Below are 25,260 nucleotides of genomic sequence, written 5' to 3'. Positions count from 1 at the left end.
GCCTGGGCGGGTCAGTCGGGCAGCGGAGCGCCGTCGGCGGGAATGGGGACCGGCTCGGTACGGCGACCGGCACGCGCGCCGCCCACGATCACCACGGTCACCCCGGCGAGCAGCAGCGCCAGCCCGGGCAGGGCGAGCGGGCGGGGCAGCTGGCCCAGCCAGACCCAGCCGATCAGGGCGGCGCCCGGCGCCTCCAGCAGGATCAGCACGCTCACCGTGGTGGCGGAGATCCGGTGCAGCGCGTAGTTGAACATCGAATGCCCGAGCAGTTGGGCGCCCGCCACCAGGGCGACGATGGCCAGCCAGGTGTGGCCGTCGAAGCCGACCAGGCGCACCCCGCCGACCAGGCAGACCACCAGCAGGATCAGCGCGCAGACCCCGTAGCAGATGGTGGTGTAGGTGGTGGTGCTGATGCTGGCCCGGGCCCGTTCCCCGAAGGCGGTGTAGATCGCGGCGAACATCCCGCCGGTCACCGCGAGCAGATCGCCGGCGAACGCCCGCCCGGAGACCGCGACGTCGGCGCCGGTGGCGAGCGCGGCGCCGGCGACCGCGACCCCGATCCCCGCCCAGACCACCACCGGCAGTCGGCGACCCTGGCCCCGGGCGATCAGCCCCTGCCAGACCGGCTGGGTGGCGCCGAGGGCGGTGGCGGCGGCGACCGAGGTGAGTTGGGCGCTCGGCATCCAGGTGGCGAAGTGGGCGGCCAGCGCGACGCCGGAGAGCACGCAGTACCAGCCCTCCCGCCGGCCCGCGCCCACGGTCAGCGCCCGGAATTCGGCGCGGCGCCGGGTCGCCGAGAACGGACCGAGCACGGCGACCGAGAGCAGGTTGCGCCAGAACGCGATGGCCAGCGCCGGCGCGGCCGCGAACGCGACCAGCGGCGCGGACGACGAGACGGCGACCACGGCGAGAGCGACGGCCCCGGTGGTCATCGGGTCGAGCGGCGGGCGGTGCGGGGATGGGGACACGGGGAGCAATCCTCACATGCCCCGGTAGCCACGGAACGTCAGCACTCCGTTACGATCATGCGGTCCGCGCCGGCGACACCCCTACGCCCGGAGGCGCTCCCCCATGCCCAGGTTCCAGGCGGTGCTCTTCGACTTCTTCGGCACGCTGACCACGTCGGTCCAGCGTGGCGCGGCTCATCACGGCACCGCTGAGCTGCTGGGCTGCACCAGCGACGTGCTCGCCGAGGTGCTCGACCGGACCTTCTACCAGCGGGCCACCGGGCAGCTCGGCAACGCCGAGGCGACCCTGCGCTGGGTCTGCGCGCAGGCCGGCGTACGCCCGTCGGACTCCGCGGTGCGCGCGGCCGTGGCCTCCCGGCACCGGGCGGTACGCGCGGACACCCAGCTGCGCCCCGACGCGGTGTCGACGCTGGCCGCACTGCGCCACCTCGGCCTGCGTACCGGTGTGATCAGCGACTGCACCCACGAGCTGCCGGCCTTCCTTCCGCAGTTGGCGATCGCCCCGCTGCTCGACGTGCGGGTCTTCTCGGTGCAGGTGGGACGGTGCAAGCCGGACCCGGCGCTCTACCTGGCGGCGTGCCGGCGGCTGGGGTTGGCCCCGCAGGACTGCCTCTACGTCGGCGACGGCGGTAGCCAGGAGCTGACCGGGGCGGAGCGGGCCGGGATGACCGCGGCCCGGCTGGCCGAGCCGGACCTCGTCGAGCACATGGTGTTCAACGCCGACCTGGACTGGCGCGGCCCGGTGCTCGGCGCGCTGCACGAGGTGGTCGACCTGGTCAGGCTGGCGACCGTCCCGGCCGACGAAGCCGCACCCGAGGTCGCGGCCCGGCCGGACACGGCTCCGGTGGGCGGCTGAGCCGGCGGACCGGCCTGCGGGTGCGGTCGGACGGCCGGGGATCAGCGGCGGCGGACCCGGTGCAGCCGGAACGGTCGACGGGCCGCCCGGACCGCCGGGGTCTCCCGGGGCGGCTCGGCCAGCGAACCGGTGGGCAGGGCCTCGCCGGAGAGCGGCTCGCCGGCCGGGGTGAGCCGGTTCAGCGCGCAGCCGTCGTCCGCCCAGCGCCGTACCAGCTCGACGGTCGGCCCGGAGGCGTTCAACCGCTTCGCCGCGACCAGCGGCGCGAGGGTCTCCCACTCAGCGCCGCCCGGTCGCACCCGGCTGACCCGGGCCGGCCAGGTCACGATCCGGCCGCCGTGGTCACCGCGCATGGTGACCTGCGCCTGCGTGGCGTCGGCCAACCCGGGCGCGGCCTGCTCGCCAGGGCCGCTGATGACGACGAGCGTGCCCTCCAGCGTGGCGCACCAGAGCGCCACCGCCGGCCCGCCGGAGACGCTCACCCAGGCCACCGCGGCCTTCTTGATCACCTCGTCGACCAGGGGCGTGCTGCTCCGCCCGTCCTCGTCCGTCACAGCGGCATCCTCCCCCACCGGGGCCGGTCCCGTCAGCCTGGCGGGCCGGGACGACCACTCAGCCGAGGAACGGCGGCACCATGATCTCGCCGCGGGCCACCGGGACGACCTGCCCGCCCACGGTGGCGCCCACCGCCGCGCCGTTCACCGCGGTCACCGTGCAGGCGAGCGAGGAGGGGCGGTTGATCTCGATGCCCTGGCGGACGGCGTACGAGGATCGGCCGTCGCCGGGGAGCAGGCCGCTGGCCACCAGCCAGACGCCGAGGCCCAGCGCCGCCGAGCCGGTGGCCGGGTCCTCCGGCACACCGAGGCCGGGCACGAAGACCCGGGCGTGCGCGGTTTGGCCGGCGGCGTCCCAGGAGAAGACGCTGACGTGCTCCACCCCGTACCGCTGCGCCGCAGCCACGTCGACCCGGGCCCGGGCCACCGCGTCCGGACGGACCGGGAGGTACGGGAACTCCAGCCCGCAGCCGGCGACCCGGGGCGACGGGCCGGCGTGGTCGGCCGAGCCGAGGCTGACGATCTCCAGCAGCGGCTCCGGGTCCAGCTCGGGCCCGAGCGTCGGACCGCCGCCGGTCAGCGTCGCCCCGGTCGCGGTGACCTCCAGCGGGAGCACGCCCGCGCCGCACTCCTGGGTGACCTGCCCCACACCGAAGAGGCCGCGGCGGCTCGCGACCACCGCGGCGCCGACGCTCGGGTGACCGGCGAAGGGCAACTCCGCCGCCGGGGTGAAGATCCGCGCCCGGTAGGTGGCGCCGACCTGGGTGGGAGGCAGCACGAACACCGTCTCGGAGAGGTTGAACTCCAGCGCGAGCGCCTGCATCTGCTCGGTTGCCAGGGCTTCCGCGCCGAACACCACGGCCAGCGGGTTGCCGGCGAAGGGGCGGTCGGTGAAGACGTCCACGATCTCGTACGCCAAGGTCGACATGCTGACAAACACTAGGCGCTTAGGCTGGTGCCCGTGAGTACCCCGACCCGGGTCTACATCGCCCGGCTCGCCGGCGTCGCTGTCTTCGACCCCAACGGTGACCAGGTGGGCCGGGTCCGTGACGCCGTGGCCCGGCTCCGGCCGACCCAGCGACCGCCCGAGGTGGTGGGCCTGGTCGCCGAGATGCCGCTGCGTCGGCGGATCTTCCTCTCCATCAACCGGATCACCTCGATCGACGCCGACGCGGTGGTCCTCGGCAGCGGCACCCTCAACCTGCGCCGCTTCGAGAAGCGGCCGAACGAGCTGCTGGTGCTCCAGGAACTGCTCGACCGGCGGGTGCAGCTCGACCCGGGCGGTCAGGCCGGCACGGTGGTGGACGTGGCGATGGAGTGCAGCCGGGGCGGCGAGTGGTCGCTCAGCCGGGTCGCGGTGCGCGAGCAGACCGGCCGGCTCACCCGGCGGGGACACCTGCACCAGGTCGACTGGGACCGGGTACGCGGGCTCAGTGGCATCGCCGACGACCGGGGCACGGCCAACCTGCTCGCCGTGCTGGAGGACATGCGCCCGGCCGACCTGGCCAACGCGTTGCAGGACCTGCCGGACGCCCGGCGCAACGAGGTCGCCGCGGCGTTGGACGACGAGCGGCTGGCGGACGTGCTCAGCGAGCTGCCCGAGCACGACCAGGTGGAGATCCTCGCCGCGCTGGACCGGGAACGGGCCGCCGACGTGCTGGAGGAGATGGACCCGGACGACGCCGCGGACCTGCTCAACGAGTTGCCGCCGCCGGAGCAGGACGTGCTGCTGGACCTGATGACCCCGGACGAGGCCGACCCGGTACGCCAGCTGCTGAAGTACACCCCGGGCACCGCCGGCAGCGTGATGACCTCCGAGCCGGTGATCCTGCCGCCGGACGCCACCGTCGCCGAGGCGCTGGCGCGGATCCGCGAGCCGCAGCTCTCCCCCGCCGTGGCCGCGCAGGTCTTCGTCACCCGGGCGCCGCTGACCACGCCGACCGGGCGCTACCTGGGCATGGTGCACTTCCAACGGCTGCTCCGCGAGCCACCGGCCGACATGCTCGGCGGGGTCGTCGTCAACGACATCGACCCGCTGCGGCCGACCACCCCGCTCCCGGAGATCACCCGCCGGATGGCCACCTACGACCTGGTCGCCATGCCGGTGATCGACCGCAGCAACCGGCTGGTCGGCGCGGTGACGGTGGACGACGTGCTGGACCACTCGCTGCCCAGGGACTGGCGCGACCGGGACGCGATCGGAACCCAGAGCCCCGCCGAGCCGACGTTGGACGGCGCGGATGACTGAGCAGCGGCGGGCGGGGCGGCTGGATCAGCCGCGCGAGCCCAGAGGCGTCAAGCTGCCCCGGTTCGACCCGGAGGCGTTCGGCCGCTGGTCGGAGGGGATCGCCCGCAGCATGGGCACGGCGAACTTCATCGTCTACATGACGGCGGTGATCGCCATCTGGTTCGGCTGGAACACGCTGGCCCCGGCGAACCTGCGCTTCGACCCGTACACCTTCACGTTCCTCACCCTGGTGCTGTCGTTGCAGGCCAGCTACGCGGCCCCGCTGATCCTGCTGGCGCAGAACCGGCAGGCGGACCGGGACCGGGTGGCGCTGGAGGAGGACCGACGGCGGGCGACCGCGCAGAAGGCGGACACCGAGTATCTGGCCCGGGAGATCGCCGCGCTGCGGAACGCGATGGGTGAGGTCGCCACCCGTGACTTCCTCCGCTCCGAACTGGCCCGGCTGGCCGAGGAGTTGGACGAGGCGGCGCAGCGCCGGCAACGGCTCGATCGACGCCAGCAGGAGAAGCAGGCCCGGTCGGCCGGCGGCGAGGGGCTGGATGAGCCGCGCGACGACCTCGACGGTGACTTCGCCCGGGACCGCCGGCCGGACCCGGCGACGCCGCGGACTCCGGAGGGCTGAGCGCGACGGGCGCCGCAACGTTTTGAACGCCGCGCGCCTCAAGGGGCCAGGCGAGCGGCGTTCGTCTCGATCGTCCCACTTCGTCGGTTGGCCGTCCAGCCCCCGGATGAGGACTGGCATCGCCATCGACTCGCTCACACCGCCCCCTGCTGAGCGCGGGGGCGGATCACCCTCGACGTAGCATTGCGGGCATGTCAGCACCCGTCAGCACCGTCGAGGACGCGATCCAGGCCGCCCTGGCCACCGTCAACGACCCGGAGATCCGCCGGCCCATCACCGAGCTGGGCATGGTCCAGTCCGCCGTGGTCGGCCCGGACGGCGTGGTACGGGTCGAGCTGCTGCTCACCGTCGCCGGCTGCCCGCTGAAGGACAAGCTGCGCTCCGACATCACCGCCGCGGTCGCCGCGGTGCCCGGCGTGACCGGCGTGCAGATCGAGTTCGGGGTGATGAGCCCGGAGCAGCGCCAGTCGTTGCAGGCGAAACTGCGCGGTGGCGGCGCGTCCGCGGAGCCGGTCATCCCGTTCGCCCAGCCCGGCTCCCGCACCCGGGTGTACGCGGTGGCCAGCGGCAAGGGCGGCGTCGGCAAGTCCAGCGTGACGGTGAACCTGGCCACCGCGCTGGCCGCCCGCGGGCTCTCCGTCGGCGTGGTCGACGCCGACATCTACGGCCACTCGGTACCCCGGATGCTCGGCGCGGACGGCCGCCCGACCCGGGTCGAAGACATGATCATGCCGCCGCAGTCGCACGGGGTGAAGGTCATCTCGATCGGCATGTTCACCTCCGGCAACGCCGCCGTGGTGTGGCGCGGCCCGATGCTGCACCGGGCGCTGCAGCAGTTCCTCGCGGACGTCTACTGGGGCGACCTGGACGTGCTCCTGCTCGACCTGCCGCCGGGCACCGGCGACGTGGCCATCTCGCTGGCCCAGCTGCTGCCCAACTCGGAGATCCTCGTGGTGACCACCCCGCAGGCCGCCGCCGCGGAGGTGGCGGAGCGGGCCGGCGCGATCGCGTTGCAGACCCACCAGCGGATCGTCGGCGTGATCGAGAACATGTCCTGGCTGGAGCTGCCGGACGGCTCCCGGATGGAGATCTTCGGCGCCGGCGGTGGTCAGTCCGTCGCCGAGTCGCTGAGCCGGACCATCGGCGCCCAGGTGCCGCTGCTCGGGCAGATCCCGCTGGACACCCGGGTACGCGAGGCCGGCGACGCGGGCACCCCGATCGTGCTGGCCGAGCCGGAGTCGCCGGCCGCGGTGGCGCTCGGCTCGGTGGCCGACCGGCTCGCCGTCCGGCGCGAGTCGCTGCTGGGCAAGCCGCTCGGCCTCAAGCCCGCCGGCCGCTGATCCGACCGGCCCAGGCTGTCGTTTCCCCGAAAACGGGGGTGTCCCGGTAGCGGGGCGTTTCCCCGAAAACGGGGGTGTCCCGGTAGCGGGGCGTTTCCCCGAAAACGGGGGTGTCCCGGTAGCGGGACACCCCCGTTTCGGCTATACGGAGTCGATCGGGAAGAGCGGGGCGGGGCCGGGAACGGCTCAGGTGGCGTCGTCGTAGCTGGCTCGGGGGGCGGGCGCGGGGGCGCCGCCGGTGGCCGTCGACGACCGGGTGCCGGTGGACCGCACGTCGGCGGCGTTCGCCACGTCCTTCAGGTCGTTGTGCACGCCGGTGACGTCCGCCCGGAGGTTGTCGTAGACGCCCTGCAACGGCTTCCGGATCGCCTGCTCGTCCTCTTCGCTGAGCAGGTGCTTACGGATGAACGCCTTCGGGTGCAGATCCTCGAGCTGGATGTCGGTGCCGAGCTCCCGACTCAGGTCGGTGGTGGCGTTGCGGGCCATGTTGCGCAGGTTGCGCACCATCCGCAGCCCGTCGGTGATGACCGCGGGCAGCCGGTCACCGAAGATCAGCAGCGCCAGGAGCAGCAGCGCACCGATCTCCCACCAGTTCAGGTTGTCGAGCATCCCGCGGGCCTCCTCTCGGGGTCAGCAGCAAGACTACGCACGTCGGAGAGGAACCGGGGAGGGGGTGACAGGGTCCTCACTTGGCATCCGCGGCGAGCGTGACCGAGGCGTTCTGCCGATCGGAGCCCCGGCGGTACTCGACGGTGACCACCGAACCGGGCGCGAACTTACGAACCAGGGCGATCAGGTCGGTCGGCTCGGTCATCGGCCGGCCGTTCAGCCGCAGGACCACGTCACCGGCCCGGAGCCCGGCCCCGTCGGCGGGCCCGGACGGCTCGACCGCCGCGAGCCGTACGCCGCCGCCGGCGATGCCCGCCCCCGGGCCGCCGACCTGGGCGCCGATCACGGTCCGCCGGGCCTTGCCGGTGCCGATGATGTCCTGGGTCACCCGCTTGGCCTGGTTGATCGGGATGGCGAAGGCGAGGCCGATGTTGCCCGCCTCCTGCCCGTCGGAGACCAGGGACTTGATCGTGGAGTTCACCCCCACCACCCGACCGGCCCCGTCCACCAGTGGGCCGCCGGAGTTGCCGTGGTTGACCGCCGCGTCGGTCTGGATGGCCGCGTAGTAGCGCACCGGGCCACCCGGCTCACCGGCCTGCATCGTCCGGTCCAGGGCGCTCACGATGCCGGCGGTGACCGTGTTGGCCAGCGACAGCGGCGAGCCGATCGCCAGCACCGGGTCGCCGACGGCGAGCGCGTCGGAGTCGCCGAACTCGACCGGCCGCAACCCGCTGCGATCCACCTTGATCACCGCGATGTCCGACTCCGGATCCTGACCGACGATCTGGGCCGGCGCGGTGCTGCCGTCGTTGAAGACCACCGAGGCCTTGCCGGTGCCGCCGGCCACCACGTGGTCGTTGGTGATCACGTGCCCGTCGGCGCTCACCACGAAGCCGGAACCCTCGCTCGTCCCGGCGAGGCTGCTCACCCGGACGGTCACCACGCTGGGCAGGACCCGTTCGGCGACCCCGGCCAGTGACTCCGGCTTACGCTGGGCCAGCGCGGGCGCCTGGGCCGGGTCGGCGCCGAGCACCGTGCCGGCGGCGCCGCCGCGGACCGCGAACGCGTAGCCGAGCGCGCCACCGAGGGTGCCGGCGAGCAGCGCGGTCACCAGCGGGATGAGCAGCAGTTGGCGAAGTGCCGGCCGACCCGGCGCATCCGGATCGCTGACCGCCTCGGGCGCTGTCGAGCTGTCGGTCACCGCCGGTACGACCACTGCGGCCGGCGCGGCCGGGTCCCGCCACGGGTCGACCAGGGCGTCGGACCACCACGGCGATGCGGTGCCCTCCGGGGCGCTGCGCGGCGCGGCCGACCCCGGTGGGACACCCGACCCCGGCGGTCCCGCCGCCGGAGCCGGAGCATCACCGGGCCGGCGCCAGTCCCAGCCGTCGGTCACGTCGGTGCCTCCCAGTCCGTCCCCCGGATCCCGCGCGCTCCGTGGCCCGACGGGAACACCCGCCCGGCCCCGACTGGCGGGACACCGCTTCCAGGATTGCACGGATGTCCGGGATGGGGTCAGCGGTTGCCGCCCCGTGATCGCCAGGGGCCGGATGCGCGGCTGCGCCGTGGACCCGCCGCCTCTAGGCTCATAGCGCCCAACCCGCCCCCTGCACCATTCGCCGCCCGGAGGTGCCCCATCGCCACGGTCGCCGGTTCTGGCAGTTCGACGAGCCCGGCCCAGCAGTTCGCCGAGTCGTACGTTGCCGAGGACCTCGTGCTGCGCACCGCCCGCAGCCTCGCCCGCGAGGTGGGCCTGGACGCCGTGACTCCCGGTGCGGGCGCCGCGCTGCGGCTGCTCGCCGCCGCCGGCAACGCCCGCGCGGTGGTGGAGATCGGCACCGGGACCGGGGTCAGCGGGGTCTGGCTGCTCCGCGGCATGCGGGCGGACGGTGTACTCACCACGATCGACGTCGAGGTCGAACACCAGCGGATCGCCCGGCGGATCTTCGCCGAGGCGGGCTTCGTCTCCGGCCGGACCCGGATCATCACCGGCCGGGCGCTCGACGTGCTGCCCCGGCTCGCGGACGGCGCGTACGACCTGGTCTTCGTCGACGCCGAGGCGACCGGCTTCCACGCCTGCGTCGAGGCCGCGCTGCGGTTGCTGCGCCCCGGCGGGGTGCTCGCGCTCAACGGCATGCTCGCCGGTGGCCGGATCGGTGACCCGGCCGCCCGCGACGCGGAGACGGTGACCGTCCGGGAGACCATCAAGGCGGTCCGAGAGTCGGAGCACTGGATCCCGGCGCTGCTGCCGGTCGGCCACGGGCTGCTCGCCGCCGTCAAGTGCTGAGCCGACCCCGGCGAGGGCTTCGCCCGCCGGGGTCGCCCGCCGTCGGGCGGGTCAGCTCAGGGTGGCCAGCCAGCGCATCAGGAACCGTACGCCCCAGCCGGTCGCGCCCCGGGTCAGCTCCGCGTCGTCGGCGTCCGCCCAGGACGGCGCGGACATGTCCACGTGCAGCCAGCGGTCGCGCAGGTCACCGGTGAACTCGCGCAGGAAGAGGGCGGAGGTGACCGACTTGGCCGGCTCCGGCGCGCTGTACAGGTCAGCCACCTCGCTGCCCAGGAACTCGACGTAGTCCGCCGGTAGCGGCATCCGCCAGGCCGACTCGCCGGCCGCCTCGCCGGCCGCGAGCAGGTCGGCGGCGAGTTGGTCGTTCTCGCTGTAGAGGGCGCCGGTGCGCTTGCCCAGCGCCACGGCGTTCGCGCCGGTCAGCGTGGCCAGGTCGACCAGCAGGTCCGGCTTGAGCTGCGCCACGGCGTAGGCGAGCGCGTCGGCGAGCACCAGCCGCCCCTCGGCGTCGGAGTTGGTGGACTCGCTGGTCACCCCGCCGTAGTGCCGGATGACGTCGCCGGGGCGGAACGCCGAGCCGCTGACCATGTTCTCGGCCAGCGGGGCGAGCGCGGTGATCCGGATGGGCAGCCGCAGCGCGGCAGCCCCGAGGGTGGCGGCGACCACCGCGGCGGCGCCGCCCATGTCCTTGCGCATCAGCTTCATCGCCGGCACCGGCTTGATCGAGATGCCGCCGGTGTCGAAGGTGATGCCCTTGCCGACCAGCACCACGTGGGTGCTCGCGCCGGCTGGGTGCCAGTCCAGTTCGACCAGGCGCGGCCCGCTGGCCGAGCCGCCGCCGACAGCGAGGATGCCGCCGAAGCCCTCGGCCGCCAGCTCGGCCGGTTCGCGTACCCGCAGGTGCAGGTCCGGCGTCCCGCCGGCCACCTCGGCGACCTGCCCGGCGAACCACTCCGGGTTCTTCACCGACGAGGGCGTGTTGGTCAGATCGCGGGCCAGCCGGGTCATTCGGGCGGTGGTCCGGGCCGTCTCGACCACGGCCAGGTAGGCGTCCGGGTCGCCGACCAGCAGGTCGACTCCGGCGAGCGCGGGCGCGTCGCCGGCGTCGGTCAGCCGGAAGCGGTAGGAGGCCAGCAGCAGCCCCTCGTAGAGCCCTCGGACCGCGGCCGGGGACGCGTCGGCCGGCAGCGCGATGGTGATGTGCGTCTCATCGGCGGTGGCGCGGGCCAACGCGGCACCGGCCCGTCGCCAGTCGCCCTCGTCGCCGTCGCCGATGCCCACCAGGACCAGCACGCCGGGGGTCCGCCCCGGGCGGAACTGGGTCCGGACCTCACCGGCCCGGCCGGTGAGCCGGGCGGCGGGGGCCAGTGTGGCGGCCTCGTCGGCGACGCCGTCGGGCAGCGTCACCGCGGTCGGGACCGACACGGTCGGGGCGTCGCCGCCCGCCTCCGTCCCGGCCGGTCGAAGGGGCAGGACGAGGGTGTCGAGCCGGGAAGGCTCGGCGACCAGACGGATGGCGAGCACGCGGGACCGTACCTCCAGGAAAGGGATCGCGGAGCGGGGATCGCCCCCACGGCGCTCCGCGCCGGTAAGCCCTGAGCCACCGGCCGGGCCGGTGGCTCAGGGTATGACGAACCGTCCGGGCGGCAGCTGCCGCCCAGGCCGCTCCTCGATCAGCCGGCGGCCGCCTTCAGCGCGTCACCGAGCGCGTTGGCCTCGTCCGGAGTCATCTCGACGACGAGCCGGCCACCGCCCTCCAGCGGGACCCGCATGACGATGCCCCGCCCCTCCTTGGTGACTTCCAGCGGACCGTCGCCCGTCCGCGGCTTCATCGCCGCCATGTTGTCTCCCCTCAGACCTACACCAGGGTCGGTGGGTTGCCCCACAGCCACTTCTTCACGACCCACCCGCAACCGCCGCGGGGCGTCGACCAACGATTTTCCCTGATGAACACCGCCGGACCCAAACCGAAGCAGCATTGATGTAACAGCATCTAGCTTATCTTGAGAAGGCCTGTCACAATGTGCGGTCATGCAGGCACGGTCGGCACTCTTCGACCTGTACGGCGACTACCTCAGACCGAGGGGTGGCCGGGCGCCGGTCGCCGCCCTGGTCAAGCTGCTGGCGCCGCTCGGTATCGCCCCGCCGGCCGTGCGGACGGCGGTCTCCCGGATGGTCCGCCAGGGCTGGCTCGACCCGCTCCGGCTGGCGTCCGGACCGGGGTATTCGATCACACCGAAAGCCGCCCGGAGACTCGACGAGGCGGCCGCCCGGATCTACCGGACCGGCCGGGTCGGCTGGGACGGCCGCTTCGATCTGCTCGTGCTGGAGGCGCCGACCTCGCGGCGGGAACGCCAGCGGCTCGCCGCGAACCTCACCTTCCTCGGCTACGGCACGCTCGACGAGTGCAACTGGGTGGCGACCCGGCCGGGTGAGGACGTGGACCTGCTGCTCAGTGAGGCGGGCGTGCGCTACGAGCGGTTCACCGCGGCGCACGCCGCCGGCACGCCGGGCGCGATGGGGGTGGTCCGCCGTGCCTGGGACCTGGCCGAAATTGGCCGGGCCTACGAGCGGTTCGTCGCCGAGCAACGCCCGCTGCTCTCCGGGGTGACGGTGCGCAGCGGGGACGAAGAGGCGTACGCCGCCCGGTTCCGGCTGGTGCACGCGTGGCGTACCTTCCTGTTCCGGGACCCGCAGCTACCCCCGGCGCTGCTCCCGGAGCGCTGGCCCGGCACCGCCGCGGCGAGCTTCTTCGACCGGCACGCGGCCCGGCTGCGGCCGGCCGCCGACCGGTACGTCGAGCAGTGTCTCGACGCCGGCAACCGCATCGTCCGACAGAAGGGTCGTTAGACACGTGACCGAACCGCTGCTCGTCGACCGTTCCGACGCCGTCGTCACGCTGACGCTGAACCGCCCGAAGGCGATGAACGCGCTCGACGTGGCGCTCAAGGAGGCGCTCCGGGACACCCTGGCCGAGCTGGAGACCGACCGGACCTGCCGGGCCGTGGTGCTCGCCGGGTCGGGCGGGTCGTTCAGCGCCGGACAGGATCTGCGCGAGCACGTGGCGACCCTGGAGTCCACCAGCGGCGACCCGCTCGCCACCGTCCGGGCGCACTACAACCCGATCGCCGCCCGGCTGGCCAACCTGCCGAAGCCGGTGGTGGCCGCGGTGCGCGGGATGGCGGCCGGCGCCGGCGCCTCGCTGGCCTTCCTGGCCGACATCCGGATCGGCGGCCCGACCACCAACTTCCTGATGGCGTTCGCCAAGGTCGGGCTCGCCGCCGACACCGGCGCCTCGTGGACGCTGCCCCGGCTGGTCGGCCACGCCAAGGCGGTGGAGCTGCTGATGCTCGCCGAGCCGGTCCGTGCCGAGGAGGCCTGTCGGCTCGGGCTGCTGAACCGCCTGGTGGACGACGACGAGCAGGTGCTGCCGGCCGCGCAGGAGCTGGCCGCACGGCTCGCCGCCGGCCCCACCGTCGCCTACGGGGCGATCAAGCGGCAGCTCTCCATCGCCGACGCCGGCACCCTCGCCGACGCCCTGGCCGCCGAGGCCCAGGCACAGACGATCTGCGGCGCCACGACCGATCACCGCGCGGCCACCCTCGCCTTCGTCGGCAAGCAGAAGCCGGTCTTCGAGGGGCGCTGAGCCGCCGCCCGCCCGCCCCGAGCGGGCGGCTCGGTCAGTCGTCCTCCTCCGGATCCTGGTTTGCCTCCGCGCCGAGCACGAACGCCTGCATGGCCAGCTCGTCGCCGGCCGGCGAGACGAAGGCGGGCAGTTCGCGCGGGCCGAGCTCCTGCACGTACGACCAGAACAGCCGGACCGCCTCGGCCGGGGTGTCGGCCTCGATCGGCAGGTCGAGGCTGACCAGCCAGGTGCGTCGCGCCGACGGCGGACCGAGCCGGTCGGCCAGCGCCCGGTAGGCCGCCGGGTCGAGGGCGGTGACCGGCCCGTCGAGCGCGAGCCGCTCGGCCGGCACCGGCTCGTCGAAGGCCCGCCGGGTGTACGTCACCACCAGCGCCGCCTCCCGGTCGGACTGCGGGTCGTCCGGGTCTTCGGGCCGTGCGCCGGTCGACGCGGCGACCCGGCCCAGCGCCACCAGCCGCAGCGGCTCGTCGGCCAGCACCGCGACCTCGTCCCCGGGGCGGGGCCGGCCGATCTCGTCCAGGCCGGTCAGCTCGAGGGTGTCGTGGTGCACGAGCCGCTCGGCGTCATAGCGGGCGGCGGGCAGCAGCACGGCCCAGGCACCGGTGCTCGCGGCCCGGCCCGGCCCGTCCGCCCGGTGCGCGGTGTCGGTCGTCATGCAGCCAATCTCATCACGCCGTGCCGGTGGGCTTGACGTGACAGCCGGCGAGGTGGTCGTCGACCATCCCGGTGGCCTGCATCAGCGCGTAGGCCGTGGTCGGGCCCACGAACCGGAAGCCGCGCTTCTTGAGCGCCTTGGCCATCGCGGTCGACTCCGGGGTGATCGCCGACAGCTCGGCGAACGACGCCGGGCGGGCCGGCCGGGGCGCCGGAGCGAACGACCAGAGCAGCGTGGAGAGCCCCTCGGGCAGTTCGAGGGCGGCCCGGGCGTTCGCGATCGCGGCCTCGATCTTGGCTCGGTTGCGCACGATGCCGGCGTCGGCGAGCAGCCGGTTCACCTCGGCCTCGCCGTAGCCGGCGACGGTCGGGATGCGGAACTCGTCGAAGGCCAGCCGGAACGCCGGACGCTTGCGCAGGATGGTCAGCCAGGACAGGCCGGACTGGAACGCCTCCAGCGTCATCCGCTCGTAGAGCGCGTCGTCGCCGTGCAGCGGCTGCCCCCACTCGGTGTCGTGGTAGACGGCGTAGTCAGGGGTGCTCGACCCCCAGGCGCAGCGCGGCAGCCCGTCGGCGCCGATCACCAGGTCAGTCACGGCCTACACGCTAGGGCAAACCTCCGACACCCCATTGCCAGCGGGCGCGAGGCTGCCTATCGTGCAGGTTACCGACCGGTAGGGGTGCGGCCACCGGCCGTTGGGGCGCGGCCGCGTCGAGGGCACCGAGCACGGGAGGCGACCCATGAAGGAGTTCCCGGACGTCATCGCCTGGTCGATCCCGGCGTTCCTGCTGCTGGTCGTGCTGGAACGGATCTCCTACCTGCTGCACCGCGACGACGACGAGATCGGCTACGGCGGCGCGGACACCGCCACCAGCCTGACGATGGGGCTGGGCAGCGTCTTCACCGACCTGCTCTGGAAGATCCCGATCGCCGCCGCGTACGCGCTGCTCTACGCGCTCACCCCGCTGCGGATCGCCGAGGTGTGGTGGAGCTGGCCGCTGATCCTGCTGGCCCAGGACTTCTGCTACTACTGGTCGCACCGCGGCCATCACGTGATCCGGATCCTCTGGGCCTCGCACGTGGTGCACCACTCGTCGCAGCGGTTCAACCTCTCCACCGCGCTGCGCCAGCCGTGGACCGGTCTGACCAGCTGGGTCTTCTACATCCCGATGATCCTGGCCGGGGTGCACCCGGCCGTGGTCGCCTTCTGCGGCTCGCTCAACCTGCTCTACCAGTTCTGGATCCACACCGAACGGATCGACAAGCTGCCGCGCTGGTACGAGGCGGTGTTCAACACCCCGTCGCACCACCGGGTGCACCACGCCTCGCAGGGCGGCTACCTGGACCGCAACTTCGGCGGCATCCTGATCGTCTGGGACCGGCTCTTCGGCACGTTCGCCCCGGAGCGGGAGCGCTGCGTCTACGGCCTGACCAAGAACATCGGCACCCACAACCCCGTCCGGGTGGCCTTCCACGAGTACGTGTCGATCGCCCGTGACCTGCGGGCCGCGGCCAGTTGGCGCAGCCGGGCCGGGCACCTGTTCCGGTCACCCGGCTGGCGACCCGCCACCGCCGAGACATCCCGGCCGGCCACCGGCGCGCCGCAACCGGCACCGGCCGGCGGCGCGGCGACACCGTAGGCCGCAACCCGCCTCGGCCCGGGAACGGTCAGGGCAGCAGGCCCAGCTCGACCAGGCGGCCGAACTTCCGCAGCGCCCGGGTCAGGCCGTACTTGGAGCCGGGCCAGACCACCGGCCAGGCAACCCGGCCGGCCGGCCCACCCGGCAGGTGGAACCACTCGTGCCACACCACCTGGGTGCGGTTGCGTGCCAGCGGAGTGCAGCGCAGCACGCCCGGGCCGCGCAGCAGCCGGCCGCAGTGCACCACCCCGATCTCGTAGGGCTCGTCGACCCGGACCACCCGCATCTCGTCGCGCACCTCGGCCGGCCCCAGCGCGGTCACCGCCTCCACCAGGCTGCCCTCGCGACCGTCGCCCTCCACCACCCGCACCCGGGTGAACGGGATCCAGTCCGACTGGCGCTCCCAGGCGAGCAGCGCGGCGAAGACCCGTTCCGCCGGAGCGTCGACGATCACCGTGGCGGTCACCTCGCCGGCGCCCGGCTGGGCCGCCTCGCGCAGGCCGTCTCCGCCGTCCGGTTCGGTCACGCCGACTCCGACGGCACCGCCGGGCCGGGCCGCCCCGCCCCGCGCTTCGCCTCCGTGTCGTTCGCCTGGGCATTCGGGTCGTGCTCCGCCGCGGTCACGGTGACCGGCCCGACCGCCGGCCCGTCGGCTGCCGGGGCGGGGGTCGCACCCGGCACGGAGACCACTCCGTTGGCCGCCCCGACGCCCGCGGCCTGCTCGCGCGCCCGGCGCAGCGCGTCGGCGTCCGCCGTGCGTCCCTCGCGCAACGCGGCCACCTCCGCTTCCAGCACGCCGATCAGCTCCGACTTGTAGCCGATGTCGTAGGCGGCCCGGCGCATCGCCTGATCGACCTGGATCATCCGGTACCCACGCAGCGCGGTGTCGAACCGCGCCTCACCCACGTCCGACTCCCGCAGCGGACGGTTGCCCGGCAGCGGCACGGCCCGGCCGTCCGGCTCGGCCGGCATCAGCCCCGGATCCCGACCGGTGACCAGCACCGTCACCCCGAACACCACCGCCGCGACGGTCAACGCCACGACCACCATGAGCAGAAGCTGACCCATGCACAGATCGTGGCATGTCGACCGGGCCGGAGCGAGCCCGCCACCCACGCCGGGCGGGTGTACCGCACGGGTGGGACGCGGATCGACCGGCTAGCGTCGGGACCGGCCGACGGTGCGGCGGCCGACCAGGTGGATCTTCAGGGAGGCGCGATGGCCGGGGAGCTTCGGCTCGGTGGGCGGACCTTCGCCTCCGGCGAGCTGGTGGTGATGGCGATCGTCAACCGCACGCCGGACTCGTTCTTCGACCGGGGCGCCACCTTCGCCGCCGACAGCGCGCTGCGGGCGGTGGAGCGGGCCGTCGCCGACGGCGCCGAGATCATCGACATCGGCGGGGTCAAGGCCGGCCCGGGTGACGACGTCGACGTGGCCGAGGAGATCCGGCGCACGGTCGACACGATCGCCGCGGTCCGGGCCGCCTTCCCGGAGGTGGTGATCTCCATCGACACCTGGCGGGCGGAGGTCGCGGTGGAGGCGGTGGCCGCCGGGGCCGACCTGCTGAACGACACCTGGTCCGGTGCCGATCCCGCGCTGGCCGGGGTCGCCGCGAAGACCGGGGCCGGCCTGGTCTGCTCGCACGCCGGCGGTCTGGCCCCGCGCACCCGGCCGCACCGGGCGGCCTTCGACGACGTGGTGGCCGACGTGGTCGCTACGGTCACCGGTCTCGCCGAGCGCGCGGTCGCCCTGGGCGTACGCCGGGACGGCATCCTGATCGACCCGGCGCACGACTTCGGCAAGAACACCCGTCACTCTCTGGAAATCACCCGGCGGCTGGGCGAACTCACCGCCACCGGATGGCCGCTGCTGGTGGCGCTCTCCAACAAGGACTTCATCGGCGAGACGTTGGACCTGCCGGTCGCCGAGCGGCTGGAGGGGACGCTCGCGGCGACTGCGGTCTCCGCCTGGCTGGGCGCCCGGGTGTTCCGCGCCCACCAGGTCGGCCCCACCCGCCGGGTGCTCGACATGGTGGCCGCGATCCTGGGCGACCGTCCGCCGGCGGTCACCCGGCGCGGCCTCGCCTGATCCGCGTCGGCCGCCCGCCGATCAGGCGTGGACCGGACATGACTGACCGGCCGGGGCGGCGCGAACGGACGGCCGGGCCGACACGATCGCCGGTGGCCGGGGCGGTCAGGTCCAGCGCAGGATGTTCCTACGCCAGGCGTACAGGATGCCCAGCGCCAGCACCGCCACGAAGATCGCCATCTCGACGACCGTGACCAGGCCGAACCCGGGCCGGTCGAAGACCACCGCCCAGGGGAACAGGAACACCGCCTCGACCGCGAAGAGCACGTAGAGGTAGGCGTAGACGTAGTAGCGGATCTGCATCTGCGCCCAGTCGCCGCCGACCGGGTCAAGCCCGCATTCATAGCTGGTCCGTTTGCCGGGTGGATCAGCCGGACGGCCAGGACGTAACATCCGATTGGCCGAGAACGCCGTAACGAAGAAGAGGACGCTGGCGAGCAGCAACAGCCCGAGCGTCGCGTACGAGCCCAGGTAACCGGTCACGATTCGGCAGCCTACCGTCCGGTCCGCGGGCACGTACCGAACACGTTACGGATTTGTTTCCGGCTGGGACTAGTGCCGCGGGGCAAGCGTTACCGAATATTGGACCCTGACCCGTCGGACCGGAGGACAGATGGCCAGCGTGGACGTACCCCCCGGGCGACGGGCGCGTGCCCGACGTAGCGCGCCCCTGCTGGCGATGTCGCTCACGCTCGGCCTGCTGACCGCGATCGCGGTCGTGCCGGGCTGGGCCACGGCAGCCGTCCCGGAGGCCAGCCCGGTCGCGTCGGCCACCGATCCGGCGGAGGATCCGGGCGACGAGACCCCGACGGCGGAGCCGACCGAGACCGCCCCGGACCCGACCACGCCGCCGCCGACCATCGAGCCGCCCGCCGAGACGACGCCGCCGGCGACCACCGAACCTGCTCCGACCACCGGCGCCCCGGAGACGTCGCCGCCGGCCACCGGGCCGACGCCGGGCGCCGGCACGTCCAGCCGCCCGCCCGTGCCGCCGGTCCCACCGGTGCCACCGGTCCGACCGCCGGCGCCCGGCGGCGCACCGGCCCAGCACCCGCTCGGGATCCGGATCACCACCGGGGACATCACCCTGAGCAGCGGCTACTGGAACGCGGCCAGCACGAACACCACGCTGCGGGTCACGGTGACCAACACCGGCACCACCGCCGAGCGGATCCGACTCTCCTACACGCTGCCCGCCGGGCTGACCGACGCCGGCACCGAGGGCTGCGCGGCCAGCGGCGGTGGCGCGTACCGCTGCGGTGAGTGGACGGCCGCGGCGGGAGCCCGGTTCAGCACCCTGGTGCGGGTCCGGATCTCCGGCACCGCCTGGCGACGGATGCCGCTGAGCGGCTCGGTGGCGGTCACCGCCAGCGCCCCCGGGGTGACCGGCGCGGTGAGCGACAACGAGGGGTTCGCGGTGCTGTTCCCGCCGGGCCCGCCGGTGCCGGGCATCGCGCTGCACGCCGACGAGGTGGCCTTCGACATCAGCGGGGCGGCGAGCGAGCTCGGCGTGCGGCTCGGCAACACCGGCAAGGTCGACGCCGCCGGGCGGGTCGACGTGGTCCTCCCGGCCGGGGTAACCGTGCCGGCGCCACCGGCCGGCTGCGTCGCGGTCGACCCGACCCGGACCCGCTGCGACGTCGGCGCGATACCCGCCGGCGGGCGCGCCGAGCTGCGCCTCCCGGTCGAGGCGACACCGGACGCCCAGCGGGAGGCCCCGCTCTCGGGTGCGGTGGTCGGTCAGCTCGACCCCCGCAGCGGCCGGACCCGGCAGGTGCAGATGAGCTTCCGGATCACCGCGGCGGCGGCGCTGGCCACCCCGGTGGCCGCCGTGCCCGCGCCGACCGGTTCACAGGGCGTGCTGGGCGCCGGCGACGCCGGCACGGGCGGCGACGGGGCCAGCTCTGTGCAGCGCACCGCGGTCATCCTCATCGTGGTCTCCGCCCTGCTGGTCGTGCTGGCGCTCTGGCTGGCCACCACGTCGCTGCGCCGCCGGCTCGCCGAGCCGGTGACCGACCCGGGGCGGTCGCCCGCGACCCAGGAGTGAGCGGCGGAGGCCTCGGGTCGGCGGGCACATTCCGGGCCGGAGCATCGGCGGACGGTGATCTCGATTACGGCGCGAGGTGCCAATCACCACTAAAAGGTGAATTTCGCCCCCCGATTCGGTCCCAGTCGGCGAACCTCCTGGGAAGGTCATGGGTCGATCCGACGTAGGCTCTCAGGGGAGAAACCACAGCGGGCCGGGCCAGTCACGGCCGGCGCGGTGCAGCGGTGCGTCAAGGAGGTCACGTGGCCGGGCAAGGCGGGGTCACCATCATGTCGAGCCGCCCGCGCAACCGCGCGCAGCGAAGCGAGGTGCAGGCGTGACCAAGCAGATCCGTCAACTCGACCGGGTGGTCATCCGGTTCGCCGGCGACTCCGGTGACGGCATGCAACTGACCGGCGACCGATTCACCTCGGAGACGGCCCAGCTCGGCAACGACATCTCGACACTGCCCAACTTCCCCGCCGAGATCCGCGCCCCCGCCGGGACGCTGCCCGGCGTCTCCAGCTTCCAGGTGCACTTCGCCGACTACGACATCCTCACCCCGGGTGACGCGCCGAACGTGCTGGTGGCGATGAACCCGGCCGCGCTCAAGGCCAACCTGGCCGACCTGCCCCGGGGCGCGGACATCATCGTCAACACCGACGAGTTCACCAAGCGCAACCTGGCCAAGGTGGGCTACCAGGTCAGCCCGCTCGACGACGACTCGCTCGCCGGCTACGTCGTGCACCCGGTCGCGCTCACCTCGATGACGATCGGCGCCCTCGCCGCTCAGGAGGTGTCCAAGAAGGACGCCGAGCGGGCCAAGAACATGTTCGCGCTCGGCCTGCTCTCCTGGATGTACTCCCGGCCCTACGAGTCGACGCTGCGGTTCCTGGAGCGCAAGTTCGCCGCCCGGCCGGAGCTGGTCGCCGCGAACATCGCCGCCTTCCGGGCCGGCTGGAACTTCGGCGAGACCACCGAGGACTTCGCGGTCCGCTACGAGGTCAAGCCGGCGAAGATGCAGCCCGGCACCTACCGCAACATCACCGGCAACGCCGCGCTCTCGCTCGGCCTGGTCGCCGCCGGGGTCCGCTCCGGGCTGCCGGTGTTCCTCGGCGCCTACCCGATCACGCCGGCCTCGGACATCCTGCACGAGCTGAGCAAGCACAAGAAGTTGGGCGTGCTCACCATGCAGGCCGAGGACGAGATCGCCGCGGTCGGCGCGGCGCTGGGCGCCGCCTACGGCGGGTCGCTCGGCGTCACCACCACCAGCGGCCCGGGCGTGGCGCTGAAGAGCGAGACGATCTCCCTGGCCGTTGCGCTGGAGCTGCCGCTGGTCATCGTCGACGTGCAGCGGGCCGGGCCGTCGACGGGCATGCCGACCAAGACCGAGCAGGCCGACCTCAACATGGCGCTCTACGGCCGGCACGGCGAGGCCCCGGTGGCGGTGATCGCCCCGAAGTCGCCGTCCGACTGCTTCCACGCCGCGCTGGAGGCCGCCCGGATCGCGCTCACCTACCGCACCCCGGTGATCCTGCTGTCGGACAACTACGTCGCCAACGGCTCCGAGCCGTGGCTGCTGCCCGACGTGGAGTCCCTGCCCGACCTGCGGGTCGAGTTCGCCACCACGCCCAACGGCGAGGACGGCACGACCTTCCTGCCCTACCTGCGCGACCCGGAGACCCTGGCCCGACCGTGGGCCATCCCGGGCACCCCGGGGCTGGAGCACCGGATCGGCGGTCTGGAGAAGGCCGACAAGACCGGCGACATCTCGTACGACCCGGCGAACCACGACTTCATGGTGCGTACCCGGGCGGCCCGGATCGAGACCATCCCGGTGCCGGACGTCGAGGTCGAGGACCCGGACGGCGACGCCCGGGTGCTGGTGCTCGGCTGGGGCTCGACGTACGGGCCGATCGGCGCCGCCTGCCGCGGCCTGCGCCAGCGTGGGCTCTCCATCGCCCAGGCGCACCTGCGCCACCTCGCCCCGATGCCGGCGAACCTCGGCACGGTGCTGCGCTCCTACGACCGCGTGGTCATCCCCGAGATGAACCTCGGCCAGCTCGCCCACGTGATCCGGGCGAAGTACCTGGTCGACGCGATCGGCTACAACCAGGTCCGCGGCCTGCCGTTCACGGCCGCCGAGCTGGAGACGATGCTGGAAGAGGTCCTGAAGAATGTCTGAGCCCGTCGCCCTCAAGCTCACCGCCAAGGACTTCAAGTCCGACCAGGAGGTGCGCTGGTGCCCCGGCTGCGGTGACTACGCGATCCTGGCCGCCATCCAGCAGTTCATGCCGGAGCTGAACATCCCCCGCGAGCGGACGGTCTTCGTCTCCGGGATCGGCTGCTCGTCGCGCTTCCCGTACTACATGAACACCTACGGGATGCACTCGATCCACGGCCGGGCCCCGGCGATCGCCACCGGCCTCTCGGTCACCCGGCCGGACCTCTCGGTCTGGGTGGTGACCGGTGACGGTGACGCCCTCTCGATCGGCGGCAACCACCTGATCCACGCGCTGCGCCGCAACGTCAACCTCAAGATCCTGCTCTTCAACAACCGGATCTACGGGCTGACCAAGGGGCAGTACTCCCCCACCTCGGAGCTCGGCAAGATCACCAAGTCGACGCCGGTCGGCTCGGCCGACTCGCCCTTCAACCCGCTCTCGCTGGCGCTCGGCGCCGAGGCGACCTTCGTGGGGCGCACCATCGACTCCGACCGCAAGCACCTCCAGTCGGTGCTCCGGGCCGCCGCCGAGCACCAGGGCTCGGCGTTCGTGGAGATCTACCAGAACTGCAACATCTTCAACGACGGCGCCTTCGACCAGCTGAAGGATCCGGGCACCCGGGACGACTTCCTGATCCGGCTGGAGCACGGGCAGCCGATCACCTTCGGCAAGGACGGCCAGTTCTGCGTCGTCCACCCGCCGGGCGGGTTCGGCCTGGAGGTCCGCGAGACGGCGAACACCAGCCCCGACGAGATCGTCGTGCACGACGCGACGGTCAGCGACCCGGCGTACGCCTTCGCGCTCTCCCGGCTGCCCGGTCTCGACCTGCGCAACACCCCGATCGGCGTGTTCCGCTCGGTGGATCGGCCGTCCTACGACAGCACGGTGCAGGACCAGCTCGCCGCCGCCCGGGCCGAGGTCACCGAGACCCCCGAGCAGCAGCTCTCCGCCCTGCTGGGCAGCGGGGACACCTGGACCATCATGTGACCCGCACCCGCCGACCGCAGAGGGGGCCGTTCCCGTCGGGGAACGGCCCCCTCTCGTCGTACCGGGGAAGCGGCGTCGGTCAGACCGCGGCCGGGGCCGACGTCCAGAGCTCGTCAATGGCCCGCTGGGCCGCCGCGAGGCTCTCCTCGTGCAGGCCGACCAGCTCGGCCATCGCCGGAACCACCGGGGCGAGGGTCAGCTCGGCGGCGATGAAGCGCGGCTCCAGCCCGGTCTGGGAGATGCCGTGCGGGAGCCACGGCTCGGCGTGGTCCCAGCCCTCGCGCGGGGTGCCCGCGCTGTAGCCGCCGCCCCGGCTGGCCAACACGATGAACTCGCGGTCGCCGAGCAGGCCGGCGCCGGTCGCCGGGTCGTACGCGATGCCCGGTGCGATCAGGTGGTCGACCCAGGTCTTCACGCTGCTCGGTGCGCCGTAGTTGTAGAGCGGCAGACCCAGCAGCACGGTGTCGGCCCGCTTGACCTCGTCGACCAGGTGCTCGGTCAGCTGCCAGGAGGCGCGCTGCTCCGGGGTGTGCTGGTCGGGCGGCACCATCCGGGCCAGGCCGCCCGCCTCGTCCAGGTGCGGCAGCGGCTGCTTGCCGAGGTCCCGGTAGGTCACGGTGCCGTCCGGGTGGGCGGCACGCCAGACGGCAGCGGCGCGAGCGGTGAGCTGTCGGCTGACCGAGTGCTCGCCCCGGATGCTCGAGTCGATGTGCAACAGGTGTGGCATCTAACTAGCCCTCCACAGATCGTTTGTGTGACACCAACTATTTATAGCAGACCGACGTTCTGCGGCAGGGGGTAAACTGAGTCACATGTCCCCGGGGCCTGTTGAGCAGTCGGAACGCCGCTCTGGCGCGCTGCTCGACTACCTGGCCCGGCGGATGCGGCTCAGGTCGGAGTCGGTGCTGGCGCCGCTGGGCCTGCGACCCCGGCACCTGGTCGCGCTCACCGTGCTGCGGGACGCCGACGGCATCAGCCAGCAGGGGCTCGCCAGCTCCCTGCAGATCGACAGCACGAATGTCGTCGGGCTGCTCAACGACCTGGAAGCGACGGGCCTGGTCGAGCGGCGGCGCTCACTCGAGGACCGCCGCCGGCACGTGGTGAGCCTCACCGAGGCCGGCGCGAAACGCCTGCGCGAAGCCGAGTGCGCCCTCGTCGTCGCCGAGGACGACGTCCTCGGCGCGCTGGAGCCGGCCGAGCGCGAGACGCTCTACGACCTGCTCCGCCGGGCGATCAGTGGGAGAGAAGTGACCTGCGCCGAGGTGACCGCGCTCGACCCGAACGGGGACGCGGTCTGCTGAGCGGTCGCTCCGGCGGCCCCGGTTGGCGGGCCGGATTGGCGATCAGACGGTGGCCGTCGACCGCGGCCGGTCGTCCCGGACGTGCACCAGCATGTCCCCGGTCTCGATGACCGCGCCGGCCCGGTCGGCCAGGGTGACCACCTTGCCCCGGCGCACCAGGGCGATGACCAGCGAGTCCAGCTCGCGGGGCGAACGGCCCACCTCGTCGCGCTCGGCCGACCGCATGGCCAGCGCCATCCCCTGCCCGGGGGTGAGCAGGTCCTCGACGACGTCGATCAGCGGTGGGGCGGAGGTGGAGAGTCCCAGCAGGCGGCCGGCGGTGGCCGAGGAGACGATCACGTGGTGCGCGCCGCTCTGCTTGAGCAGCGGGGCGTTCTCGGCCTCCCGCGCGGCCGCGATGATCCGCACCTGGCCCGCGGTGAGCTGCCGTACGGTCAACGCCACCAGGACCGACGCGTCGTCGCTGTCGGTCGCGATGATCACGGCCTTGGCCGTGCGGACGTGCGCCTCGTTCAGCGTCGCCGAACGGGTGGCCGAGCCCTCGATCGCGACCAGCCCGGCCGAGGTGGCCTGCCGCAGCGCCGCGCCGTTGCGCTCGACGACGATGATCCGCGACTTGTCGAGCCCGTTCTCCAGCAGGGCGGAGACCGCGCTGCGGCCCTTGGTGCCGTAGCCGCAGATGATGACGTGGTCCTTCACGGTTTTCCTCCACCGGGTCAGCCGACGGCCGGTCCGGTACTGCTCGGTCAGGACTTCCAGGGTGGTGCCGACCAGGATGATCAGGAAGAGCACCCGGGCGGGCGTGATGAACAGGACGTTGATCAACCGAGCGCTCGGACTGAACGGGGTGATGTCCCCGTAGCCGGTGGTCGAGAGGGTCACCACCGTGTAGTAGAAGCAGTCGAGCAGGGTGATGCCGTCCTCGTTGACGTCGCGGTAGCCGCCCCGGTCGAGATAGACCACCGCCACGGTGGCGAAGACCAGGCCGAGCGCGGCCGCCAGCCGCAGGCTGAGCGCGCTGAGCGGACCCCGACGCTGCGCGGGAAAATGGATCACCGTCGAACCTGCTCCGCCGCCGTCGCCTGCACGCCCACAACATAGCGGTTGCGTCGTGATCCGCACGCCCGGGTCGCAACCCGGGCAACCAGCCCGCCGACCGGAAGGCCGGATGAGGCGCCGGCTCGCGGCGTCCCGGACCCGACTCGCCG

Annotated in this window: 27 protein-coding genes; 13 read left to right on the top strand and 14 right to left on the bottom strand. The window is 73.3% G+C overall.

Going from position 1 to position 25,260, the window contains the following annotated elements:
* Positions 1–11: 11 nt before the first annotated feature.
* Positions 12–932 (bottom strand): DMT family transporter, encoded by a 921-nt coding sequence (locus tag ACIBBA_RS06200; RefSeq protein ID WP_396694334.1) that lies wholly within the window; start codon positions 930–932, stop codon positions 12–14.
* A gap of 139 nt (positions 933–1,071) precedes the next feature.
* On the opposite strand from ACIBBA_RS06200, the gene ACIBBA_RS06195 reads away from it, so the two are divergent.
* Entirely contained in the window at positions 1,072–1,824 is a 753-nt protein-coding gene (locus tag ACIBBA_RS06195) for an HAD family hydrolase (protein WP_396694259.1), read from the top strand.
* 41 nt (positions 1,825–1,865) lie between these two features.
* Here the strand turns inward: ACIBBA_RS06195 and ACIBBA_RS06190 are convergent, their stop codons facing one another.
* Both ACIBBA_RS06190 and ACIBBA_RS06185 read right to left on the bottom strand, forming a co-directional pair.
* Positions 1,866–2,378: a hypothetical protein gene (locus ACIBBA_RS06190; RefSeq protein ID WP_396694257.1), complete on the bottom strand. Its 513-nt coding sequence runs from the start codon at positions 2,376–2,378 to the stop codon at positions 1,866–1,868.
* Positions 2,379–2,436: 58 nt separating this feature from the next.
* On the bottom strand, positions 2,437–3,306 hold the full coding sequence (locus tag ACIBBA_RS06185; protein ID WP_396694255.1) for a PhzF family phenazine biosynthesis protein: 870 nt from the start codon (positions 3,304–3,306) through the stop codon (positions 2,437–2,439).
* A gap of 33 nt (positions 3,307–3,339) precedes the next feature.
* Here ACIBBA_RS06185 and ACIBBA_RS06180 point away from each other — a divergent pair, with 33 nt between their 5' ends.
* The 3 genes from ACIBBA_RS06180 (at position 3,340) to ACIBBA_RS06170 (ending at position 6,588) form a co-directional block, all read left to right on the top strand.
* A complete protein-coding gene (locus tag ACIBBA_RS06180) occupies positions 3,340–4,626 on the top strand; it encodes a magnesium transporter MgtE N-terminal domain-containing protein (RefSeq protein ID WP_396694253.1) in 1,287 nt (428 codons plus the stop codon).
* Entirely contained in the window at positions 4,619–5,248 is a 630-nt protein-coding gene (locus ACIBBA_RS06175) for a DUF1003 domain-containing protein (protein ID WP_357047942.1), read from the top strand. The genes ACIBBA_RS06180 and ACIBBA_RS06175 overlap by 8 nt, the downstream gene beginning before the upstream one ends.
* A gap of 191 nt (positions 5,249–5,439) precedes the next feature.
* Positions 5,440–6,588, top strand: a complete 1,149-nt coding sequence (locus ACIBBA_RS06170; RefSeq protein WP_396694250.1) for an Mrp/NBP35 family ATP-binding protein — start codon at positions 5,440–5,442, stop codon at positions 6,586–6,588.
* Positions 6,589–6,774: 186 nt separating this feature from the next.
* Here ACIBBA_RS06170 and ACIBBA_RS06165 read toward each other — a convergent pair whose 3' ends face one another.
* Both ACIBBA_RS06165 and ACIBBA_RS06160 read right to left on the bottom strand, forming a co-directional pair.
* A complete protein-coding gene (locus tag ACIBBA_RS06165) occupies positions 6,775–7,197 on the bottom strand; it encodes a preprotein translocase subunit TatB (RefSeq protein WP_350867625.1) in 423 nt (140 codons plus the stop codon).
* A gap of 76 nt (positions 7,198–7,273) precedes the next feature.
* Positions 7,274–8,593 carry a S1C family serine protease gene (locus ACIBBA_RS06160; RefSeq protein WP_396694248.1) on the bottom strand — a complete coding sequence of 440 codons (1,320 nt, stop codon included), beginning with the start codon at positions 8,591–8,593 and terminating at the stop codon, positions 7,274–7,276.
* Positions 8,594–8,911: 318 nt separating this feature from the next.
* On the opposite strand from ACIBBA_RS06160, the gene ACIBBA_RS06155 reads away from it, so the two are divergent.
* Positions 8,912–9,484, top strand: a complete 573-nt coding sequence (locus ACIBBA_RS06155) for an O-methyltransferase (protein ID WP_350867627.1) — start codon at positions 8,912–8,914, stop codon at positions 9,482–9,484.
* Positions 9,485–9,535: 51 nt separating this feature from the next.
* Here the strand turns inward: ACIBBA_RS06155 and ACIBBA_RS06150 are convergent, their stop codons facing one another.
* Complete coding sequence (locus ACIBBA_RS06150) at positions 9,536–11,008, bottom strand: leucyl aminopeptidase family protein (protein ID WP_396694246.1); 1,473 nt, start codon at positions 11,006–11,008, stop codon at positions 9,536–9,538.
* Between the two features lie 149 nt (positions 11,009–11,157).
* On the bottom strand, positions 11,158–11,325 hold the full coding sequence (locus ACIBBA_RS06145) for a DUF3117 domain-containing protein (protein WP_007455245.1): 168 nt from the start codon (positions 11,323–11,325) through the stop codon (positions 11,158–11,160).
* 190 nt (positions 11,326–11,515) lie between these two features.
* Between ACIBBA_RS06145 and ACIBBA_RS06140 the strand changes: the two genes are divergently transcribed.
* Both ACIBBA_RS06140 and ACIBBA_RS06135 read left to right on the top strand, forming a co-directional pair.
* Positions 11,516–12,334 carry a PaaX family transcriptional regulator C-terminal domain-containing protein gene (locus ACIBBA_RS06140; RefSeq protein ID WP_350867631.1) on the top strand — a complete coding sequence of 273 codons (819 nt, stop codon included), beginning with the start codon at positions 11,516–11,518 and terminating at the stop codon, positions 12,332–12,334.
* Positions 12,335–12,338: 4 nt separating this feature from the next.
* Positions 12,339–13,130 (top strand): enoyl-CoA hydratase-related protein, encoded by a 792-nt coding sequence (locus ACIBBA_RS06135; RefSeq protein ID WP_396694243.1) that lies wholly within the window; start codon positions 12,339–12,341, stop codon positions 13,128–13,130.
* 34 nt (positions 13,131–13,164) lie between these two features.
* Here ACIBBA_RS06135 and ACIBBA_RS06130 read toward each other — a convergent pair whose 3' ends face one another.
* The gene (locus ACIBBA_RS06130) at positions 13,165–13,785 is read right to left on the bottom strand and encodes a hypothetical protein (RefSeq protein ID WP_396694241.1); all 621 of its coding nucleotides are present in this window, start codon (positions 13,783–13,785) and stop codon (positions 13,165–13,167) included.
* A 13-nt stretch (positions 13,786–13,798) separates the two neighbouring features.
* Positions 13,799–14,380 carry a DNA-3-methyladenine glycosylase I gene (locus ACIBBA_RS06125; RefSeq protein WP_396694239.1) on the bottom strand — a complete coding sequence of 194 codons (582 nt, stop codon included), beginning with the start codon at positions 14,378–14,380 and terminating at the stop codon, positions 13,799–13,801.
* A 145-nt stretch (positions 14,381–14,525) separates the two neighbouring features.
* Between ACIBBA_RS06125 and ACIBBA_RS06120 the strand changes: the two genes are divergently transcribed.
* Entirely contained in the window at positions 14,526–15,425 is a 900-nt protein-coding gene (locus ACIBBA_RS06120) for a sterol desaturase family protein (protein ID WP_396694237.1), read from the top strand.
* 28 nt (positions 15,426–15,453) lie between these two features.
* Here the strand turns inward: ACIBBA_RS06120 and ACIBBA_RS06115 are convergent, their stop codons facing one another.
* Both ACIBBA_RS06115 and ACIBBA_RS06110 read right to left on the bottom strand, forming a co-directional pair.
* Positions 15,454–15,951 carry an SRPBCC family protein gene (locus tag ACIBBA_RS06115; protein ID WP_396694235.1) on the bottom strand — a complete coding sequence of 166 codons (498 nt, stop codon included), beginning with the start codon at positions 15,949–15,951 and terminating at the stop codon, positions 15,454–15,456.
* Positions 15,948–16,493, bottom strand: coding sequence for a DivIVA domain-containing protein (locus ACIBBA_RS06110; protein ID WP_350867641.1), 546 nt, complete (start codon positions 16,491–16,493; stop codon positions 15,948–15,950). The genes ACIBBA_RS06115 and ACIBBA_RS06110 overlap by 4 nt, the downstream gene beginning before the upstream one ends.
* A 150-nt stretch (positions 16,494–16,643) precedes the next feature.
* Here ACIBBA_RS06110 and folP point away from each other — a divergent pair, with 150 nt between their 5' ends.
* On the top strand, positions 16,644–17,513 hold the full coding sequence (folP, locus tag ACIBBA_RS06105; protein ID WP_396694233.1) for a dihydropteroate synthase: 870 nt from the start codon (positions 16,644–16,646) through the stop codon (positions 17,511–17,513).
* Between the two features lie 105 nt (positions 17,514–17,618).
* On the opposite strand, the gene ndhC is transcribed toward folP, so the two are convergent.
* On the bottom strand, positions 17,619–17,996 hold the full coding sequence (gene ndhC / locus ACIBBA_RS06100; RefSeq protein WP_357047906.1) for an NADH-quinone oxidoreductase subunit A: 378 nt from the start codon (positions 17,994–17,996) through the stop codon (positions 17,619–17,621).
* Between the two features lie 130 nt (positions 17,997–18,126).
* Here ndhC and ACIBBA_RS06095 point away from each other — a divergent pair, with 130 nt between their 5' ends.
* The 3 genes from ACIBBA_RS06095 to ACIBBA_RS06085 all read left to right on the top strand — a co-directional run bounded on the left by ACIBBA_RS06095 (position 18,127) and on the right by ACIBBA_RS06085 (position 22,751).
* Positions 18,127–19,560, top strand: coding sequence for a hypothetical protein (locus ACIBBA_RS06095; protein WP_396694230.1), 1,434 nt, complete (start codon positions 18,127–18,129; stop codon positions 19,558–19,560).
* A gap of 316 nt (positions 19,561–19,876) precedes the next feature.
* The gene (locus ACIBBA_RS06090; RefSeq protein WP_396694228.1) at positions 19,877–21,724 is read left to right on the top strand and encodes a 2-oxoacid:acceptor oxidoreductase subunit alpha; all 1,848 of its coding nucleotides are present in this window, start codon (positions 19,877–19,879) and stop codon (positions 21,722–21,724) included.
* On the top strand, positions 21,717–22,751 hold the full coding sequence (locus ACIBBA_RS06085; RefSeq protein ID WP_350867650.1) for a 2-oxoacid:ferredoxin oxidoreductase subunit beta: 1,035 nt from the start codon (positions 21,717–21,719) through the stop codon (positions 22,749–22,751). Before ACIBBA_RS06090 ends, ACIBBA_RS06085 begins: the two co-directional genes overlap by 8 nt.
* A gap of 79 nt (positions 22,752–22,830) precedes the next feature.
* On the opposite strand, the gene ACIBBA_RS06080 is transcribed toward ACIBBA_RS06085, so the two are convergent.
* A complete protein-coding gene (locus ACIBBA_RS06080; protein WP_396694226.1) occupies positions 22,831–23,478 on the bottom strand; it encodes an FMN-dependent NADH-azoreductase in 648 nt (215 codons plus the stop codon).
* An 85-nt stretch (positions 23,479–23,563) separates the two neighbouring features.
* Here ACIBBA_RS06080 and ACIBBA_RS06075 point away from each other — a divergent pair, with 85 nt between their 5' ends.
* The gene (locus ACIBBA_RS06075) at positions 23,564–24,052 is read left to right on the top strand and encodes a MarR family winged helix-turn-helix transcriptional regulator (RefSeq protein WP_396694224.1); all 489 of its coding nucleotides are present in this window, start codon (positions 23,564–23,566) and stop codon (positions 24,050–24,052) included.
* Positions 24,053–24,094: 42 nt separating this feature from the next.
* On the opposite strand, the gene ACIBBA_RS06070 is transcribed toward ACIBBA_RS06075, so the two are convergent.
* Entirely contained in the window at positions 24,095–25,108 is a 1,014-nt protein-coding gene (locus ACIBBA_RS06070; protein WP_396694222.1) for a potassium channel family protein, read from the bottom strand.
* Positions 25,109–25,260: the final 152 nt, after the last annotated feature.

It is taken from the genome of Micromonospora sp. NPDC051006 (assembly GCF_044456245.1).
Taxonomy (GTDB): Bacteria; Actinomycetota; Actinomycetes; order Mycobacteriales; family Micromonosporaceae; genus Micromonospora.
Note: the sequence above shows the minus strand (reverse complement) of the source record. Positions and strands in the feature narration are given on the sequence as shown.